The sequence below is a fragment of the Nitratireductor sp. StC3 genome, assembly GCF_003015025.1.
GTDB classification, from domain to species: domain Bacteria; phylum Pseudomonadota; class Alphaproteobacteria; order Rhizobiales; family Rhizobiaceae; genus Mangrovimarina; species Mangrovimarina alexandrii.
Window position 1 is genome coordinate 489,502 of the sequence record NZ_PYBP01000001.1, and the last position, 15,927, is coordinate 505,428.

General features: G+C 66.5%; 19 protein-coding genes. 4 read left to right on the forward strand and 15 right to left on the reverse strand.

Annotation, left to right across the window (positions count from 1 at the left end; genetic code table 11):
- Positions 1-78: 78 nt before the first annotated feature.
- From C7T96_RS02470 to C7T96_RS02485, 4 genes are read right to left on the reverse strand one after another with little or no spacing between them, the layout of a single operon-like run.
- Positions 79-807 (reverse strand): peptidase, encoded by a 729-nt coding sequence (locus tag C7T96_RS02470; RefSeq protein WP_106569567.1) that lies wholly within the window; start codon positions 805-807, stop codon positions 79-81.
- A gap of 36 nt (positions 808-843) precedes the next feature.
- Positions 844-1,638 carry a transglutaminase family protein gene (locus C7T96_RS02475; protein WP_106569568.1) on the reverse strand — a complete coding sequence of 265 codons (795 nt, stop codon included), beginning with the start codon at positions 1,636-1,638 and terminating at the stop codon, positions 844-846.
- A gap of 15 nt (positions 1,639-1,653) precedes the next feature.
- Positions 1,654-2,595: an alpha-E domain-containing protein gene (locus tag C7T96_RS02480; RefSeq protein ID WP_106569569.1), complete on the reverse strand. Its 942-nt coding sequence runs from the start codon at positions 2,593-2,595 to the stop codon at positions 1,654-1,656.
- 17 nt (positions 2,596-2,612) lie between these two features.
- Positions 2,613-4,028 carry a circularly permuted type 2 ATP-grasp protein gene (locus C7T96_RS02485; RefSeq protein WP_164749820.1) on the reverse strand — a complete coding sequence of 472 codons (1,416 nt, stop codon included), beginning with the start codon at positions 4,026-4,028 and terminating at the stop codon, positions 2,613-2,615.
- Between the two features lie 264 nt (positions 4,029-4,292).
- Between C7T96_RS02485 and C7T96_RS02490 the strand changes: the two genes are divergently transcribed.
- Positions 4,293-4,712 carry a DUF4864 domain-containing protein gene (locus C7T96_RS02490; protein ID WP_106569570.1) on the forward strand — a complete coding sequence of 140 codons (420 nt, stop codon included), beginning with the start codon at positions 4,293-4,295 and terminating at the stop codon, positions 4,710-4,712.
- Positions 4,713-4,724: 12 nt separating this feature from the next.
- Here C7T96_RS02490 and C7T96_RS02495 read toward each other — a convergent pair whose 3' ends face one another.
- The 7 genes from C7T96_RS02495 to coaD all read right to left on the reverse strand — a co-directional run bounded on the left by C7T96_RS02495 (position 4,725) and on the right by coaD (position 9,520).
- On the reverse strand, positions 4,725-5,132 hold the full coding sequence (locus C7T96_RS02495; RefSeq protein ID WP_158264290.1) for a DUF2177 family protein: 408 nt from the start codon (positions 5,130-5,132) through the stop codon (positions 4,725-4,727).
- Between the two features lie 88 nt (positions 5,133-5,220).
- Complete coding sequence (tgt, locus tag C7T96_RS02500; protein ID WP_106569572.1) at positions 5,221-6,351, reverse strand: tRNA guanosine(34) transglycosylase Tgt; 1,131 nt, start codon at positions 6,349-6,351, stop codon at positions 5,221-5,223.
- A 55-nt stretch (positions 6,352-6,406) separates the two neighbouring features.
- Positions 6,407-7,486, reverse strand: coding sequence for a tRNA preQ1(34) S-adenosylmethionine ribosyltransferase-isomerase QueA (gene queA, locus C7T96_RS02505; RefSeq protein WP_106569573.1), 1,080 nt, complete (start codon positions 7,484-7,486; stop codon positions 6,407-6,409).
- Positions 7,483-7,878, reverse strand: coding sequence for a hypothetical protein (locus C7T96_RS02510; protein WP_106569574.1), 396 nt, complete (start codon positions 7,876-7,878; stop codon positions 7,483-7,485). The genes queA and C7T96_RS02510 overlap by 4 nt, the downstream gene beginning before the upstream one ends.
- On the reverse strand, positions 7,878-8,387 hold the full coding sequence (locus C7T96_RS02515) for a peptidylprolyl isomerase (protein WP_106569575.1): 510 nt from the start codon (positions 8,385-8,387) through the stop codon (positions 7,878-7,880). The genes C7T96_RS02510 and C7T96_RS02515 overlap by 1 nt, the downstream gene beginning before the upstream one ends.
- A gap of 33 nt (positions 8,388-8,420) precedes the next feature.
- A complete protein-coding gene (locus C7T96_RS02520; RefSeq protein WP_245414055.1) occupies positions 8,421-8,939 on the reverse strand; it encodes a peptidylprolyl isomerase in 519 nt (172 codons plus the stop codon).
- Between the two features lie 80 nt (positions 8,940-9,019).
- Positions 9,020-9,520: a pantetheine-phosphate adenylyltransferase gene (gene coaD / locus C7T96_RS02525; protein WP_106569576.1), complete on the reverse strand. Its 501-nt coding sequence runs from the start codon at positions 9,518-9,520 to the stop codon at positions 9,020-9,022.
- A 198-nt stretch (positions 9,521-9,718) separates the two neighbouring features.
- On the opposite strand from coaD, the gene C7T96_RS24125 reads away from it, so the two are divergent.
- Positions 9,719-9,859 (forward strand): hypothetical protein, encoded by a 141-nt coding sequence (locus tag C7T96_RS24125; RefSeq protein WP_164749818.1) that lies wholly within the window; start codon positions 9,719-9,721, stop codon positions 9,857-9,859.
- Between the two features lie 131 nt (positions 9,860-9,990).
- On the opposite strand, the gene gyrA is transcribed toward C7T96_RS24125, so the two are convergent.
- A complete protein-coding gene (gene gyrA / locus C7T96_RS02530) occupies positions 9,991-12,801 on the reverse strand; it encodes a DNA gyrase subunit A (RefSeq protein WP_106569577.1) in 2,811 nt (936 codons plus the stop codon).
- Positions 12,802-13,152: 351 nt separating this feature from the next.
- On the opposite strand from gyrA, the gene C7T96_RS02535 reads away from it, so the two are divergent.
- Entirely contained in the window at positions 13,153-13,782 is a 630-nt protein-coding gene (locus C7T96_RS02535) for a MarC family protein (protein ID WP_106569967.1), read from the forward strand.
- 133 nt (positions 13,783-13,915) lie between these two features.
- Here C7T96_RS02535 and C7T96_RS02540 read toward each other — a convergent pair whose 3' ends face one another.
- The 3 genes from C7T96_RS02540 to C7T96_RS02550 are packed head-to-tail and all read right to left on the reverse strand — an operon-like array spanning position 13,916 to position 15,266.
- Entirely contained in the window at positions 13,916-14,326 is a 411-nt protein-coding gene (locus C7T96_RS02540) for a hypothetical protein (RefSeq protein WP_348627218.1), read from the reverse strand.
- A gap of 18 nt (positions 14,327-14,344) precedes the next feature.
- On the reverse strand, positions 14,345-14,761 hold the full coding sequence (locus tag C7T96_RS02545; protein ID WP_106569578.1) for a VOC family protein: 417 nt from the start codon (positions 14,759-14,761) through the stop codon (positions 14,345-14,347).
- A 10-nt stretch (positions 14,762-14,771) separates the two neighbouring features.
- Positions 14,772-15,266 carry a single-stranded DNA-binding protein gene (locus tag C7T96_RS02550; protein ID WP_106569579.1) on the reverse strand — a complete coding sequence of 165 codons (495 nt, stop codon included), beginning with the start codon at positions 15,264-15,266 and terminating at the stop codon, positions 14,772-14,774.
- A gap of 266 nt (positions 15,267-15,532) precedes the next feature.
- On the opposite strand from C7T96_RS02550, the gene C7T96_RS02555 reads away from it, so the two are divergent.
- Positions 15,533-15,811: a hypothetical protein gene (locus tag C7T96_RS02555; RefSeq protein WP_106569969.1), complete on the forward strand. Its 279-nt coding sequence runs from the start codon at positions 15,533-15,535 to the stop codon at positions 15,809-15,811.
- Positions 15,812-15,927 lie beyond the last annotated feature (116 nt).

Sequence of the window (15,927 nt, forward strand, 5' to 3'; positions counted from 1 at the left end):
CTCTTTCGTTTTCCTTTCGAATAAAGAAAAACGAAAGTCAGCCGATTGCAAGGAATTTTTGGCCGCTGCCGCCCGCGCCTAGAGCGGGAAGTCGGGCAATTGGCGAAAGGCCGTCTTCAGCGCGTCCGACCAGCCGTCTGAAATCCTGCGATAATAGGCATCGTCTGCGGTGATGCGGATTTGCTTGCCGAGGGCGAAACTGTCGCGCTCGTAGAACTGCATGTCGAGCGGCAATCCCACCGACAGGTTGGATTTCACGGTGGAATCGAACGAAACCAGCAACAGCTTGGCGGCCTCGGCGAAACTCATGCCGGCGTCGAAGGCGCGCACCAGGATCGGCTTGCCGTATTTGATCTCGCCGATCTGGAAAAACGGCGTGTCGGCGCCGGCTTCGACGAAATTGCCCTCGGGATAGATCATGAACAGCCGCGGTTCGGTGCCGCGGATCTGGCCGCCGAGGATGAAGGAGGCGCCGAACGCGTCCTGGCTCTGGCCGGCCGGCGCGGAGCCGGTGATGACCTCCTTCAGCAGATCGCCGACCACGCGCGCGGTCTGGTACATGGACGGCGTTTCCAGAAGCGAGGGCGAACGGTCGTGCGGCGCCTTGGCGCGCTCGTCGAGCAGGCTGACGACCGACTGGGTGGTCGCCAGATTGCCGGCCGCCAGCAGGACGATCACCCGCTCGCCCGGCTTCGTCCAGGAAAACATTTTTTTGAAGGTGGAGATGCTGTCGACGCCGGCATTGGTGCGCGTGTCGGACATGAAGGCTAGCCCGCAATCCATGCTGAGGGCGACGCAATAGGTCATGGGGAGAATCCGCCCGGAAAAATCGATGCGCTGCGATTACTGCTCGACAGTGACACGAACCGCAAGCAGTTCTTCGCCGCTGCCGTGCCGGATGCCGGAAACCGGGCAGGCATCGCGATAGTCGAGGCCGGTGGCCACGCGCACGTAGCGCGCGTCGGGCGAGACGCGGTTTGCCGGGTCGAAGCCCACCCAGCCCAGGCCGTCGACATGGACCTCGGCCCAGGCGTGGCTGGCCGCCTGCACGTCGGTGCCGTCCATATGCAGGTAGCCGCTGACATAACGGGCCGGAAAGCCGGTGCGGCGCGCCGCCGACACGAAGATATGCGCATGGTCCTGGCACACCCCGGTGCCGCGCTTGATCGCCTCTTCGGCCGGCGTTTCGGCGTCGGTGGTCCCGGTCTGGTAGGCGACGGTGTCGGCGATCGCGGCCATCAGCGCGTGCAGGCGCTCCACATCGGAGGCCGCGCCCATCTGCTCGACGAGGCGCGCCACGCCGGGCCCGGCCTTGGTCAGCGCCGTTTCGCGGCGAAACAGCCATAGCGGCGCGAAGCCGCGATGTTCGCCGACCACGCCGGCCGTGTCCTTGGTCTCGACCTCGCCGCGCGCTTCAACGGTGATGGCGTGCTGGCCGCCCTCGGCGCTGATCAGCACGGTGTCGTTGGCGAACTGGTCGCGGAAACGCACCTCCTCGCGCGCGCCGTCGATCGACAGGTCCCAGCCGTGCACGGTCTGCACCGGCCCCTGCTTGGGGATCAGCCGCAGCCGCTGCAGCGCGTAGCCCACCGGCGTATCGTAGCGATATTCGGTGTGGTGGCTGATTTTCAGACGCATTCGGCCCGCCCCTGTTCAGTAGAACCGGTAGTCGCGGGCGATCTCGTTGCCCAGCCGGTTGTTCTCGACGATGAAGTCGGACAAAAACTCGTGCAGCCCGATATCGAAGATGCGCTCGATCGTGTTGCCCTTGATCTTGCCGAGCGTGGTCTCGACGATGTCGTGGCAGGCATGGCGGGCGCCGTATTCGGCCGCCAGATAGTTCAGGCTTTCGGCGATGTTGCGGTAGCAAAACGCCAGCGATCGCGGCATGCGGCTGTTGAGGATCAGGAAATCGGCGATGTTGCTGGGTTTGTATTCGCCCTCGTAGACCCAGCCATAGGAGCGATGCGCCGCCACCGAGCGCAGGATCGATTCCCACTGGTAATTGTCGAGCGTCGAGCCGACCCAGGACAGCGACGGCAACAGCACGTAATATTTCACGTCGATGATGCGGGCGGTGTTGTCGGCGCGCTCCACGAACGTGCCTATCTGGGCGAAATCGAAAATCTCGTTGCGCAGCATGGTGCCGTAGAAGGCGCCGCGGATCAGCGCCGTCTCGCGCTTGATGGCGCCCAGCACCTTGGGCAGCTCGCGCGCGTCGACCGGCCGCGCCAGCATGCGTTTCATCGCCATCCAGGCCTCGTTGAGGCTTTCCCAGGTCTCGCGCGTCAGCGCGGTGCGCACCATGCGGCCATTGTTGCGCGCCGTCTCGATCGACGCCATCACGCTCGACGGGTTGGTCAGGTCGCGCAGCAGGAATTCCGACACGGTCTCCACGGTGGATTCGGTGTGACGGGCCTGGAAATCCGCCTGCAGGCCGGCGCTGCCGATCACCGAGGCCCATTCCTCGGCCGGCGTGGTGGTGCGCGTCAGCGACAGGCGCAGGCCGGCATCGACGAGCCGGGCCATGTTTTCGGCCCGCTCGATATAGCGGTTCATCCAGTAGAGCCCGTTGGCGGTTCTACCGAGCAGCATGGCAGCCCTTTCGCGCCTCAATCATCGAGCACCCAGGTGTCTTTGGTGCCGCCGCCCTGGGAGGAGTTGACCACCAGCGAGCCCTCCTTCAGCGCCACCCGCGTCAGCCCGCCGGGCACGATCTGGATCCTGTCGGAGACCAGCACGAACGGGCGCAGGTCGACATGGCGCGGCGCCAGGCCGGCTCCGGTCAGGACCGGGCAGGTCGACAGCGACAGGGTCGGCTGGGCGATATAGTTGCCCGGCCTGGCGACGAGTTTTTTGGCGAACGCCTCGCGCTCCTTTTTCGAGGCCGCCGGCCCGACCAGCATGCCGTAGCCGCCGGAGCCGTGCACCTCCTTGACCACCAGCTCGTCGAGATGGTCCAGCACATAGGCGAGACTGTCTTTTTCCGAGCAGCGCCAGGTCGGAATATTGCCCAGAAGCGGCTTGCGGCCGGTGTAGAACTCGATGATCTCGGGCATGTAGGAATAGATCGCCTTGTCGTCGGCGATGCCGGTGCCGGGCGCGTTGGCGATGGTGATGTTGCCGGCGCGGTAGACGTCCATGATGCCGGCCACGCCGAGCGCGGAATCGGGCCTGAAGGTCAAGGGGTCGAGGAAGGCGTCGTCGACGCGGCGGTAGAGCACGTCGATTTCTTTGTAGCCCTCGGTGGTGCGCATGGCGACCCGGCCGTCGACGACCCTCAAATCGGAGCCCTCGACCAGCTCGACCCCCATCTGGTCGGCCAGAAAAGCATGCTCGAAATAGGCCGAGTTGTAGATGCCCGGCGTCAGCACCGCCACGCGCGGCGTGTCCTTGCGGCAGCCCTGCGGCCTGACGCGCGCCAGCGATTGGCGCAGCAAGTGCGGATAGTTTTCCACCGGCCGCACGCTGATCGACTGGAACAGCTCGGGAAAGAGCTGCATCATCGTCTCGCGGTTTTCCAGCATGTAGGACACGCCCGACGGCGTGCGCGCATTGTCCTCCAGCACGAAGAACTCGTTCTCGCCCGTCCTGACGATGTCGACGCCGATGATGTGGGTGTAGACGCCGGCCGGCGGGCGCACGCCGATCATTTCGGGCTGAAACGCCTCGTTGTTGGCGATCAGCTCCTTGGGCACGCGCCCGGCGCGCAGGATTTCCTGGCGGTGGTAGATGTCGTCGAGAAAGGCGTTCAGCGCCATCACGCGCTGCTCGATGCCCTGGGTCAGGCGGCGCCACTCGGCGCCCGAAATGATGCGCGGAACGATGTCGAACGGGATCAGCCGCTCGGCCGCCTCGGCCTCGCCGTAGACGGCGAAGGTGATGCCGGTTTTTCGAAAGACCTGTTCGGCGTCGCTCGCCTTTTCCGCCAGACGCGCCGCGTCCTGCGCTTTCAGCCAGTCATTGTAGTTCGCATATGGCCCGCGGACCGTGGTGCCGTCGGGCCGCATCTCATCGAATGCAACCACGCAACAATTCCCCTGTGGCTTGCATAACAAAGGGTTCGCCGGACGAAATCAAGCGCAGGGCGGGAAAAAGCCTTTCCCGTCGCTGCCGGGCAAACGCGGCAACCGGTCTTTTCCAGCGGTCGATATGTCGGGGTCGCACGGGTCACAGCCCGGCCGCCGGCGCCGTGAAACCGCAAACGGCCTGAAACCGTATATGGTTTTATAGCCAAGACGGCCGCCCGGTCCGCCACCGCCGCCCGGACGGCCCAAGCCCGGAGCGAAACAATGCCCGACTATCGCGTAATCGCCCTCATCCTGACCCTTTTTGGCGCCGGTCCGGCGCTTGCCGGCGAGGCCGAGATCCAGGCCGCCCAGTCGACGATCGACAAGCAGTTGCAGGCGTTTCTGGCCGATGACGGCGCGGCCGCCTACAGCCATGCCTCTCCGACGATCAAGAAACTCTACCCCACGGTCGGCGCCTTCATGACCATGGTCGAACGCGGCTACGCGCCCGTGCGGCAGCCGCAAAGCTATGCCTTCGGCGCCGCGAAGGAACTCGATCGGACCACGATCCTGCAAAAGGTCCATCTGGTCGGCCCCGACGGGCGCAACTATGTCGCCGTCTACACGCTCGAACTGCAGGCGGACGGCGTCTTTCGCATTTCCGGCTGCAGCCTGCGGGCCTCGAACGCGCTCAGCACCTGAGGCCCGGCCGGCTCACGCGAAACCGGCCGCGTTGAGGATCGCCAGCGTCGCGCCGGCGACCAGCGCGCCGAGGACGGCGCCCCAGCCCGTGTCCAGGACGGCGATCGTCCGGTCGTAGCCGCGAATGAGGGCGAGACTGGTGGCGTTGAAGGTGAGATAGCAGGAAAAACCGAACAGCGCCCCGTCGCGGGCGCCGGCGAGGACCGTGCCGCCGGCAAGGTTGCCGGCAACGGCGAAATAGACCAGCCCGGCGACGTAGAGCAGGTAAAACACCGCCGCCGGCGCAATCAGCGGGCTGTCGCGCAGGATCGCGCCGATGCGGGGGCGGTAGACGCGCGGGCCGACGATGCCGAGCCACAGCCCGTCGGCGATCAGGAACAGTACGAGCGCGACACCATAGGCAACGAGATGGTCGGCCAAGAGAACCTCGAAGGATAAGGGTTTCCCGCGCGGCGGCGGGCGACGCCCTGGGCGTCTCCTCTTCCTACGCAGGCCGGCCGGCGGCGGTTCACACCGGCGCCAGGTCGCCCCGCGCCCAGCCTTCGGCCAGCCCGGCGGCGTGGTCGGCAAGCCGGCCGGCCTCGATCGCGTCGCGCAGACCCTGCATCAGCGTCTGGTAGTAGGACAGGTTGTTCCAGGTCAGGAGCATGCCGCCCAGCGCCTCGCCCGCCTTGACCAGGTGGTGCAGATAGGCGCGGGAATAGTCGCGCGCGGCCGGACAGTCGCTTTCGGCGTCGAGCGGGCGCGGATCCTCGGCATGGCGGGCATTGCGCAGATTGATCTTGCCGTGCCGGGTATAGGCGAGCCCGTGGCGCCCGGCGCGGGTCGGCATGACGCAGTCGAACATGTCGATGCCGCGCTGCACCGATTTGACGATGTCGTCGGGCGTGCCGACGCCCATCAGGTAACGCGGCTTTTGGTGCGGCAGCGCCGGGCACACCGCGTCGAGCATGGCCAGCATCACCGGCTGCGGCTCGCCGACCGCCAGCCCGCCCACGGCATAGCCTTTCAGGTCGAGCGCGGTCAGCGCCTCGGCCGAGCGCACGCGCAGCGCCTCGTCGTCGCCGCCCTGCACGATGCCGAACATCGCCCGGCCGGGCTGGTCGCCGAAGGCCGTCTTGCAGCGTTCCGCCCAGCGCAGCGACAGTTCCATCGACCGTTCGATCACGTCGCGTTCGGCCGGCAGGGCCACGCATTCGTCGAGCTGCATCTGGATGTCGGAGCCGAGCAGGCCCTGGATCTCGATCGAGCGCTCCGGCGACATCTCGTGCACCGCGCCGTCGATATGCGACTTGAAGGTGACGCCCTTTTCGGAAAGTTTGCGCAATTGCGCCAGCGACATCACCTGGAAGCCGCCCGAATCGGTCAGGATCGGATGCGGCCAGCGGGCGAATGCGTGCAGTCCGCCGAGCCTGGCGACCCGCTCGGCGCCCGGGCGCAGCATCAGATGATAGGTGTTGCCCAGGATAATGTCGGCGCCGAGCGCGCGCACCTGGTCCATATACATCGCCTTGACCGTGCCGGCGGTGCCGACCGGCATGAAGGCGGGCGTGCGGATCGTGCCGCGCGGCGTGGAAATTTCGCCGCGTCGCGCCGCGCCGTCGGTGGCGAGCAGGGAAAACTCAAAGCTTTGCGTCATCGCGATCTTCAACCGGCTGAAAGGCAGGCGTCTTGGAATGCGCCGCAGTAGTGGATCATTCTGCGCGCGCCCGGAACAACAGGCACGCATCGCCGTAGGAATAGAACCGATAGCCGCTCTCGATGGCGTGGCGATAGGCGTCGCGGATCGTTTCCACGCCCGCAAAGGCCGACACCAGCATGACCAGCGTCGAGCGCGGCAGGTGGAAATTGGTCATCAGCACGTCCACGGCGCGGAAGCGGTAGCCCGGGGTGATGAAGATGTCGGTCGTGCCCGCCCATTCGGCGAAACGCCCGTCGGCACCGGCCGCGCTTTCCAAAAGCCTGAGCGTGGTGGTGCCGACCGCCACGATCCGGTCGCCGCGCGCCCGCGCCTGGTTGAGCGCTGCCGCCGTCTCGGCCGAGATCGAGCCCCACTCCTCGTGCATCACGTGGTCGTCGGTGTCGTCGGTCTTGACCGGCAGGAACGTGCCCGCGCCGACATGCAGCGTCACGCAGTGCCGTTCCGCGCCGGCCGCGTCGAGCGCCGACAAGAGCGCCGGGGTGAAATGCAGCCCCGCCGTCGGGGCGGCCACGGCCCCCTCCTCGCGTGCGAAAATCGTCTGGTAGTCGTGCCGGTCGCGCGCGTCGTCGGGCCGGCGCGCCGCGATATAGGGCGGCAGCGGAATGTGGCCGACCGCCTCCAGGGCCTCGTCCAGCACCGGTCCGGACAGGTCGAAGGTCAAAAGCACCTCGCCGCCCTGCCCCTTTTCGGCCACGGTGGCGTCGAGACTGCCGGTCAGGCATACCGCGCCGTCATGGCCGAACTGGATGCGCTCGCCCGCCTCGACGCGCTTGGCCGGTTTCAGGAACGCCTTCCAGCGATCGGGTCCGACCCGCCTATGCAGCGTCGCCTCGATATGCGCCTGGTTCTCGCCGCGCCGGCGGATGCCGCTGAGCCTGGCCGGGATCACCTTGGTGTCGTTGAAGACGACGACGTCGCCCGGCTTCAGGAAGGAGGGCAGCTCGCCGACGCCGCGGTCGTCGAGCCCGGCGCCGGGCCGCACCACCAGCATGCGGGCCGCGTCGCGCGGCTCGGCCGGCCGCAAGGCGATGCGCTCTTCGGGCAGCGCGAAATCGAACTGATCGACCTTCATCCGCGTTCGGAACAGTCGACGACGAAGGCGCCCTCGTCCTTGAACGAGACCACGCCTCCGGCGGCGTAACCGTCGCCCTCCGTCAGAAAAAACACGCGCAGGCGGCCGACGATCGCGTTGACCGCCTCGTCGGTAAAGTCGACCAGCAACCGGCTTTCGTCCTCGAACGCCTGGCCGACGGCGATCGGCGTGCCGGGCACGATTTCGGGATCGGTCGACCAGACCGTGTCGCCGATCCGGACCGTGGCCCGCAGCACCGAGATCACCGCGAGCCGGCCGACCGACAGATCGACCGCAACGCCGTCGCCCGTGCACGCGATCCCGCCGCTGGCCACGGCCGGCGTGGCCGTCGCGGCGGCAAGGAGCGCGAGGGCGGCGGCGCCGGTCTTCATCACGCGTCCGCCGCGACCTTCATCGACACGATCTTGTCGGGATCCTGCACCGGCTCGCCGCGCTTGATCTTGTCGACATTGTCCATGCCCTCGATGACCTGGCCCCAGACCGTATATTGCCGGTTCAGGAACGAGGCGTCGCCGAAGCAGATGAAGAACTGCGAATTGGCCGAGTTCGGGTTCTGCGAGCGGGCCATCGAGCAGGCGCCGCGGCCATGGTTGGCGTTGGAGAACTCCGCCTTCAGGTCCGGCTTGTCGGAGCCGCCCATGCCGGCGCGCGACGGGTCGAAGGACGCGCCGCCCGACTTGCCGTAGCGCACGTCGCCGGTCTGGGCCATGAAACCGTCGATGACGCGGTGGAAGACGACGCCGTCATAGGCGCCCTCGCGCGTCAGCTCCTTGATGCGGCCGACATGGCCGGGCGCCAGGTCGGGCAAAAGCTCGATCACCACCTGCCCCTGGGTGGTCTCCATCACGATGGTGTTTTCCGGATCCTTGATCTCGGCCATAAGTCGTCCTTTCCTTGGTTATTGTCGCCGCGATCACTCGCCGTCGGCGGCTATGCGAACCTTCAGCATCCGGTCGGGCTCTGCCACCACGCCGTTCTGCGCCGGGTCGCCGCGCTTGATGGCGTCGACCTTGTCCATGCCGTCCTCGACCTCGCCGACGATCGTATAGGCGCCGTCGAGATTGGGGGCCGGCGCGAACATGATGAAAAACTGCGAATTGGCGGAGTTCGGATCGCGGGCGCGCGCCATGCCGACCGTGCCGCGCACGAAATTGGCGTCGGAGAATTCGGCCGGCAGGTCGCTGCGCGCCGAACCGCCGGTGCCGGCGCGGGCGGCATCGAACCCGTCCTTCATGTCGCCGAACTCGACATCGCCGGTCTGGGCCATGAAACCGTCGATGACGCGGTGGAAGGCGACGTTGTCATAGGCGCCCTCGCGCACCAGCGCCTTGATCTGCTCGACATGCTTGGGCGCCATCTCGGGCTTGAGCGCGATGGTCACGTCGCCGTCCTTGAGCGTGATGATCATGGTGTTTTCCGGCTCGGCCGCCATGGCGCCGGAGGAAAGTCCGCCGGCCAGCAGGGCTGCGGCCAGCGTGCGAGAAAAGATCGTTCGCAGCATAAGATGTTCCTTCAACGGGGGAATTTTTCGTCCAGGGCCGCCTTCACCACGTCCGGCACGAACGCGCTGATGTCGCCGCCCATGGAGGCAATCTGGCGCACGAGTGTGGCGGTAATGGTGCGCACCGACGGGCTGGCGGGAATGAACACGGTCTGCAGTTCCGGCGCCATGGTCTCGTTCATGCCCGCCATCTGCATTTCATAGTCGAGATCGGTGCCGTCGCGCAGGCCGCGGATCATGATCGTGGCGCCGTGGCGGCGCGCGGCGTCGACCAGCAGCCGGTCGAACGACACCACCTCGATGCGCGCGCTGTCGCCGTCGAATTCGCTGGCCGCGACCTTGTGGATCAGTTCCAGGCGCTCGTCGAAGGAAAACACCGGCTTCTTGCCCGGCTGGATGCCGATGGCGACGATGACGCGGTCGACGATCGACAAGGCGCCCTTGAGCACGTCGAGATGCCCGTTGGTCAGGGGGTCGAAGGAACCGGCGTAGATGGCGACGTGCTGGGTCATGGATGCAGGCTTTTAAGTCCGTTGGTTGGCAAAGGCAATCGGCTGGGAGGACGCCGATCGAGGCCGCCTCACCCCAACATGAACCGAATATGAACGCAACGATCAGCCGGCATTCAAACGGGCCTGTGTAAGACAGCGCACAGACGGATGAAACCAAACCCGCTTTGGTTCGTTGTTAAGGACGAAGGAGACGATACCATGCTGATCACCTTGCTTGCCGCAGCGATGACCATTGCCATGCTGATCGCCACCGCGTTCAAATTCTACGAGGAAGCTCAGCGGGCCAAGATCGAGCTGCGCACCGCCGAAAAGAACTCGTTCCAGCTCTCGCGCCGCTGACCGTCCGGCGCCGGTTTCGCGGCGGGCGAAACGCCACGTCTGTCTTCGACACCATGATGCCGAAAGCCGCCCCTGGGGCGGCTTTCGGCTTTTTAAACGCAGGTTCTTGTCCGGCGCGCGGATTGAGCGCCTCAGGCCTCGCCGTCGGGTGTCTCGGGAGCCGGTCCATCGCTGGCCGGCGCGGCCGTCGCCGCCTCGACGTCGGGGGCCTCCGCGTCGATGTCGTCAACGGCCTCGTCCTGGGCTTCCGAAATGCGCTCGACCGACACCACGCGCTCGCCCTGGGCGGTGTTGAACACTTTCACCCCCTTGGTGGCGCGGCTGGCGATGCGGATGCCGCCAACCGGCACGCGGATCACCTGGCCGCCATTGGAGACCAGCATGATCTGGTCGTCGTCGGCCACCGGGAAGGTCGCCACCAGCCGACCGATCTCCTCGGCCTTGGAGACGTCGGTGGCGCGGATGCCCTTGCCGCCGCGGCCGGTGACGCGGAAATCGTAGGACGACGAGCGTTTGCCGTAGCCGAATTCCGTCACGGTCAGAACGAATTGCTCGTGCTGCTTCATGAACTCGTAGAACTCGTCGGAAAGCTCCTCGACCTCGCTGACCTCCTCGTTGGTCAGGCTGATCTCCTCGTCCTCGCCGGTGGCGAGCCGCCGTTCGGCGGCGGCGCGGCGCAGATAGGCCGCCCGCTGCGGGGCGTTCGCCTCGACGCTTTCCAGGATCGTCATCGAGATCGCCCGATCGTTCTCGCCCATGGCGATGCCGCGCACGCCGACCGAGTTGCGCCCGGCAAACACCCGCACGTCGGTGACCGGGAAGCGGATGCACTGGCCGCTGTCGGCGGTCAAAAGCACGTCGTCGTTTTCGGTGCAGGTGGCCACGTTCAGGATCGCGTCGTCGGCGTCGAGCTTCATGGCGATCTTGCCGTTGCGGTTGACCTGGACGAAATCCGACAGCTTGTTGCGCCTGACCGTGCCGCGGGTGGTGGCGAACATCACGTCGAGTTCGCCCCAGCGCTCCTCGTCCTCGGGCAGCGGCATGATCGCGGTGATGCGGTCGCCCTCCTCCAGCGGCAGCATGTTGCGCAGGAACTTGCCGCGCGATTGCGGCGTGCCGATCGGCAGGCGCCAGACCTTTTCCTTGTAGACGATGCCGCGCGAGGAAAAGAACAGGATCGGCGTGTGGGTGGAGGCCACGAACAGCCGGGTGACGAAATCGTCGTCCTTGGTCGCCATGCCCGAGCGGCCCTTGCCGCCGCGCGCCTGGGCCCGGTAGATCGACAGCGGCACGCGCTTGAGATAGCCCTCATGGGTGACGGTGACGACCATGTCCTCGCGCTGGATCAGGTCCTCGTCGTCCATGTCCGGACCGCCCTCGACGATCTGGGTGCGCCGCGGCGTGCCGAACTCGTCGCGCACGGCGGTCAGCTCGTCCTTGACGATCTGCTGGATGCGCAGGCGCGACGACAAGATGTCGAGATAGTCCTTGATCTCGGTGCCGATCGTGTTGAGCTCGTCGCCGATCTCGTCGCGGCCGAGCGCCGTCAGCCGCTGCAGGCGCAGTTCGAGGATGGCGCGCGCCTGTTCTTCCGACAGATTGTAGGTGCCGTCCTCGTTGATGCGGTGGCGCGGATCGTCGATCAGGCGGATCAGCGCCTCCACGTCGGCGGCCGGCCAGCGCCGCTCCATCAATTGCTGGCGCGCCGTCTGCGGGTCCGGCGCGGTGCGGATCAGCTTGATGACCTCGTCGATATTGGCGACCGCGATCGCCAGGCCGACCAGCACGTGGGCGCGCTCGCGCGCCTTCTTCAAAAGATATTTGGTGCGCCGGCTGACCACCTGCTCGCGGAAGAACACGAAGGCGCGCAGGATGTCGCGCAGGGTCATCAGTTCCGGCTTGCCGCCGTTGAGCGCGACGATGTTGGCGCCGAACGAGGTCTGCAGCGGCGTATAGCGGTAGAGCTGGTTCAGCACGACGTCGGCGACCGTGTCGCGCTTCAGCTCGATCACCACCCGGTAGCCTTGGCGGTCGCTTTCGTCGCGAATGTCGGAAATGCCCTCGATGCGCTTGTCGCGCACCAGCTCGGCCATTTTCTCGATCATCGTCGCCTTGTTGACCTGATAGGGCACCTCGGTGATGATGATCGCCTCGCGGTCGTTGCGGGCCGGCTCGACATGCACCTTGCCGCGCATCTGGATCGAGCCGCGGCCGGTGTCGTAGGCGCTGTAGATGCCGGCGCGGCCGAGGATCAGGCCGCCGGTGGGAAAGTCCGGACCGGGCACGATCTCCATCAAGGCCGGCAGCTCGATGGCCGGATTGTCGATCAGGGCGATGGCGGCGTCGCAGACCTCGCCCAGATTGTGCGGCGGGATGTTGGTCGCCATGCCGACCGCGATGCCGCCCGAGCCGCTGACCAACAGGTTGGGAAACCGCGCCGGCAGCACTTTCGGTTCGCTGGCCGAGCCGTCGTAATTGTCCTGGAAATCGACCGTTTCCTTGTCGATATCCTCCAGCAACTCGTGCGCGGCCTTGGTCAACCGCGCCTCGGTGTAGCGCATCGCCGCCGGCGGATCGCCGTCGATCGAGCCGAAATTGCCCTGGCCGTCGATCAGCGGCAGGCGCATCGACCAGTCCTGGGCCATGCGCACCAGGGCGTCGTAGATCGAGGCGTCGCTGTGCGGGTGGTATTTACCCATCACGTCGGCGACCGGCCGCGCGGATTTCACGTATTTGCGGTTCCAGTGGTAGCCGCTCTCGTGCGAGGCGAACAGGATGCGCCGATGCACTGGCTTGAGCCCGTCGCGCACGTCCGGCAGCGCGCGGCTCACGATCACGCTCATCGCGTAGTCGAGATAGGAGCGCTGCATTTCCTCGATGATGGAAACCGGCTCGATACCGTTGGGATCGTCTGGCGCGCGCGGGGTCGTCTGGTCAGTCAAAACGGATCACGTTCGATAGAGGAATCATGTCGCTCCTTATATAGGATGCCGGCACAATTCGCCAAACCGTCCGGTCGATTTTCGACCGCCGATATCGCATTGAAAACAATATCTTACCGGATAAATGATTTTCCCGGCCGAATGTTGCCCGGCAACCGGCCCGCAACGGCGCGAATCGCGCCCCCGACCGTGCGGCTGACCGTGCCCCGACCATGCCGTTGACCGCGCGGCAAGCGCCGCCGCAACCGGGCCGGCCGGCGCGGCGTCAGGGCGATCGTCCGCGCCTTTCCCAGCCCCCGCTGGCCTTGTCCGGCGCGCGGCGCTAGGTTGCCGGCCGACGAGGACGCGCCGATGCCGAGCCTGGACCAGATCTTCAACGCCTTCGTGACGCTTTTGGTCACCATCGACCCGCCCGGCCTGGCGCCGCTGTTTCTGGCGCTGACGCGCGGCATGAACCGCTCGGAGCGCCAGCAGGTCGGCCTGCGCGCCTCCATCATCGGCTTCCTGCTTCTGGCGCTGTTCGCGCTCGCCGGCGCGGCGATCCTGTCGGTGTTCGGCATCACCCTGCCCGCCTTCCGGGTCGCCGGCGGGCTGCTGCTTTTTTTCATCGCCTTCGAAATGGTGTTCGAGCGCCGCCAGGAGCGCAAGGAAAAGAGCGCCGACGTGGCGATCACCCGCGACATGATCCACAACATCGCCGCCTTTCCGCTGGCCATCCCGCTGATCGCCGGGCCCGGCGCGATCTCGGCCACGGTGCTGTTGTCGGGCTCGTTTTCGGGCCCGGTCGGCCAGGCGACGCTGGTCGCCGTCATCCTGGCGGCGATCGTGGCGACCTATCTCGTCTTTCTGCTGGCCGAGCGCGTCGACGGATTTTTGGGCCAGACCGGGCGCTCGATCCTGACCCGGCTTTTGGGCGTGATCCTGGCCGCGCTCGCCGTCCAGTTCGTCGCCGACGGGGTCAAGGCGCTGATGGCGGCGTAAACGGCCCTCGCGAGCGCCTCGGCGCGCCGCGCCAAAGCGTTCGCAGGCAAAGTGGACGCCGGCTCGCCATGCGAAAAACGCGTCAAAACAGCCAGGTGGAGCCGGTCTGCGCAGCCGTGAAAAGCGGAACGGCTTAGCGGTCCGGCAGGACCACCGTCATCGCGCGCCCGCCAAAACCGTGCACGCTGTCATGCGCGCGCACCGTCACCGTGCGCAGTCCGGGCGGCACCGTCACCCCGTCCCGGCTGCGGGTGAAAGGCTGTTCGTCGACATGGGGATGGGCCAGCACGCGCGTGGCCAGCACCGCGCCGTCCTCGCCGACCACCTCCCAGCGATCGGCATAATGGTCCCAGCCGGTATCGGCATGGCGCACGGTGACGTCGAAGCGATAGGTGCCGTCGGCGCGCGGCGAGATGTCGACCGCCGTCACGTCGGCCTCGCCGGCATGGGCGGGCCCGGCCGCCGCCAGCAGGGCCACGCAACACGCGGCCAAAACACGTTCGATCGTCGGCATGGCGACGTTCTTGCGCCAGCGCGCGCTCACGTACCAGTCACGAACGCGTCAGGTGTTCGCCACGGCCAGAGGATGGCCGGGCGCGAACTCGATCAGGTCCCACTGATTGCCGTAGAGGTCGGCGAACACGGCGACCGTGCCGTACTCCGCTACCGTCGGCGCGCGCACGAAATCGATCCCTTGGCCGAGAAAGCGCCGATGGTCGCGCGCGAAATCGTCGGTCTGCAGGAACAGGAAGACGCGGCCGCCGGTCTGGTTGCCGATCGCCGCCGCCTGCGCCTCGTCCGCCGCGCGACCAAGCACCAGCGAGGTACCGCCGCCGGGCGGCGCGACGACCACCCAGCGCTTGTCCTGCTCGGGCTGGTGCGTATCCGCCACAAGCTCGAAACCGAGCTTGCCGCAATAAAAGGCGATGGCCTCGTCATAATCGCGCACCACGACCATGACATGCGCGATGCGCTGCATCGGCGGCCGATCAGAACGGGATTTCGTCGTCGAGATCGCGCGAGAAACCGCCGCCCCCACCGCCGCCGCCCTGGCTTTCGTTCGGGCCGGACGCGCCGAAATCGGAGCCGCGCGCGGCCGGGGCGTTGTACTGGCCGCCACCCTCGCCCTGCCCGCGCGAATCCAGCATCTGCAGCTCGCCGCGGAATTTCTGCAGCACGATCTCGGTCGTGTAGCGGTCGTTGCCGGTCTGGTCCTGCCATTTGCGGGTCTGCAGCTGGCCCTCAAGATAGACCTTCATGCCCTTTTTCAAATATTGCTCGGCGACCTTGGCCAGATTGTCGTTGAAGATCACGACATTGTGCCATTCGGTGCGCTCGCGGCGCTCGCCGGACTGGCGGTCGCGCCAGGTCTCGGAGGTCGCCACGCGCATGTTGACGACCGGATCGCCGGAATTCAGGCGGCGGATTTCCGGATCGGCGCCCAGATTGCCGACCAAAATCACCTTGTTGACGCTTCCCGCCATCACATTATCTCCACGCTCGTCCGCCCGGGACATTTCTGATCGGCGCGCATTCTATCCGATCGCCCCGGCCGACGCGCCCCGGCGGGGCAGATTCCTTGCGCTGTCCACAAGGGTTTTGTTCTTTTTTTGTTCTATTCGGTTTCCGGTTCGATTTCAACCGCGAGCGGTGCGGATCGCAAGCCGTGCGCAAAATGTGAAGCGGCGCGCTCTTGGCAGCGGCGGCGCGCGCGCTTATGTCGGGACGAAGCGTGATCGGAGCCGAAATCATGTCGCGACCCCTGATGATCGCCGTTCTGGCGGCTTTTGTCGCCGCCGCGGGCCTGCCGGCCCTGGCCGGACCGGATGCGGGCAAGGCCGATGACGGCCTGCCCGGCGTCGACCGCACGCTCGGCACCGGCGCCACCGACGCGCCGTTGCCCGAACCCGACGAGCGGCTGCCGGTCGGCTCCACGCCGGGCTCGTTCAAGGTCGGCGACTGGGACGTGACCATCTCCGGCAGCATTTCCTACGAGATCGGCACCGGCGGCTACCGCAACGGCCGCTGAGGCACCGGCAACGGGCGCCCTCGTCCGGTCGTTCGGGCAGAATGCTAAAAACGCCGATCATAAAACATCGCACGGCCCCTGCGCCGGTGGTGATGTCCCATTGAAGCCTCTGCTCG

Bases quoted from the DNA above. Each gene is read 5' to 3' on its own strand.
- C7T96_RS02470 (WP_106569567.1), bottom strand. From the start codon at position 807: ATGACCTATTGCGTCGCCCTCAGCATGGATTGCGGGCTAGCCTTCATG.
- C7T96_RS02475 (WP_106569568.1), bottom strand. From the start codon at position 1,638: ATGCGTCTGAAAATCAGCCACCACACCGAATATCGCTACGATACGCCG.
- C7T96_RS02480 (WP_106569569.1), bottom strand. From the start codon at position 2,595: ATGCTGCTCGGTAGAACCGCCAACGGGCTCTACTGGATGAACCGCTAT.
- C7T96_RS02490 (WP_106569570.1), top strand. From the start codon at position 4,293: ATGCCCGACTATCGCGTAATCGCCCTCATCCTGACCCTTTTTGGCGCC.
- tgt (WP_106569572.1), bottom strand. From the start codon at position 6,351: ATGACGCAAAGCTTTGAGTTTTCCCTGCTCGCCACCGACGGCGCGGCG.
- queA (WP_106569573.1), bottom strand. From the start codon at position 7,486: ATGAAGGTCGATCAGTTCGATTTCGCGCTGCCCGAAGAGCGCATCGCC.
- C7T96_RS02510 (WP_106569574.1), bottom strand. From the start codon at position 7,878: ATGAAGACCGGCGCCGCCGCCCTCGCGCTCCTTGCCGCCGCGACGGCC.
- C7T96_RS02515 (WP_106569575.1), bottom strand. From the start codon at position 8,387: ATGGCCGAGATCAAGGATCCGGAAAACACCATCGTGATGGAGACCACC.
- C7T96_RS02520 (WP_245414055.1), bottom strand. From the start codon at position 8,939: ATGGCGGCCGAGCCGGAAAACACCATGATCATCACGCTCAAGGACGGC.
- coaD (WP_106569576.1), bottom strand. From the start codon at position 9,520: ATGACCCAGCACGTCGCCATCTACGCCGGTTCCTTCGACCCCCTGACC.
- C7T96_RS24125 (WP_164749818.1), top strand. From the start codon at position 9,719: ATGCTGATCACCTTGCTTGCCGCAGCGATGACCATTGCCATGCTGATC.
- C7T96_RS02535 (WP_106569967.1), top strand. From the start codon at position 13,153: ATGCCGAGCCTGGACCAGATCTTCAACGCCTTCGTGACGCTTTTGGTC.
- C7T96_RS02545 (WP_106569578.1), bottom strand. From the start codon at position 14,761: ATGCAGCGCATCGCGCATGTCATGGTCGTGGTGCGCGATTATGACGAG.
- C7T96_RS02550 (WP_106569579.1), bottom strand. From the start codon at position 15,266: ATGGCGGGAAGCGTCAACAAGGTGATTTTGGTCGGCAATCTGGGCGCC.
- C7T96_RS02555 (WP_106569969.1), top strand. From the start codon at position 15,533: ATGTCGCGACCCCTGATGATCGCCGTTCTGGCGGCTTTTGTCGCCGCC.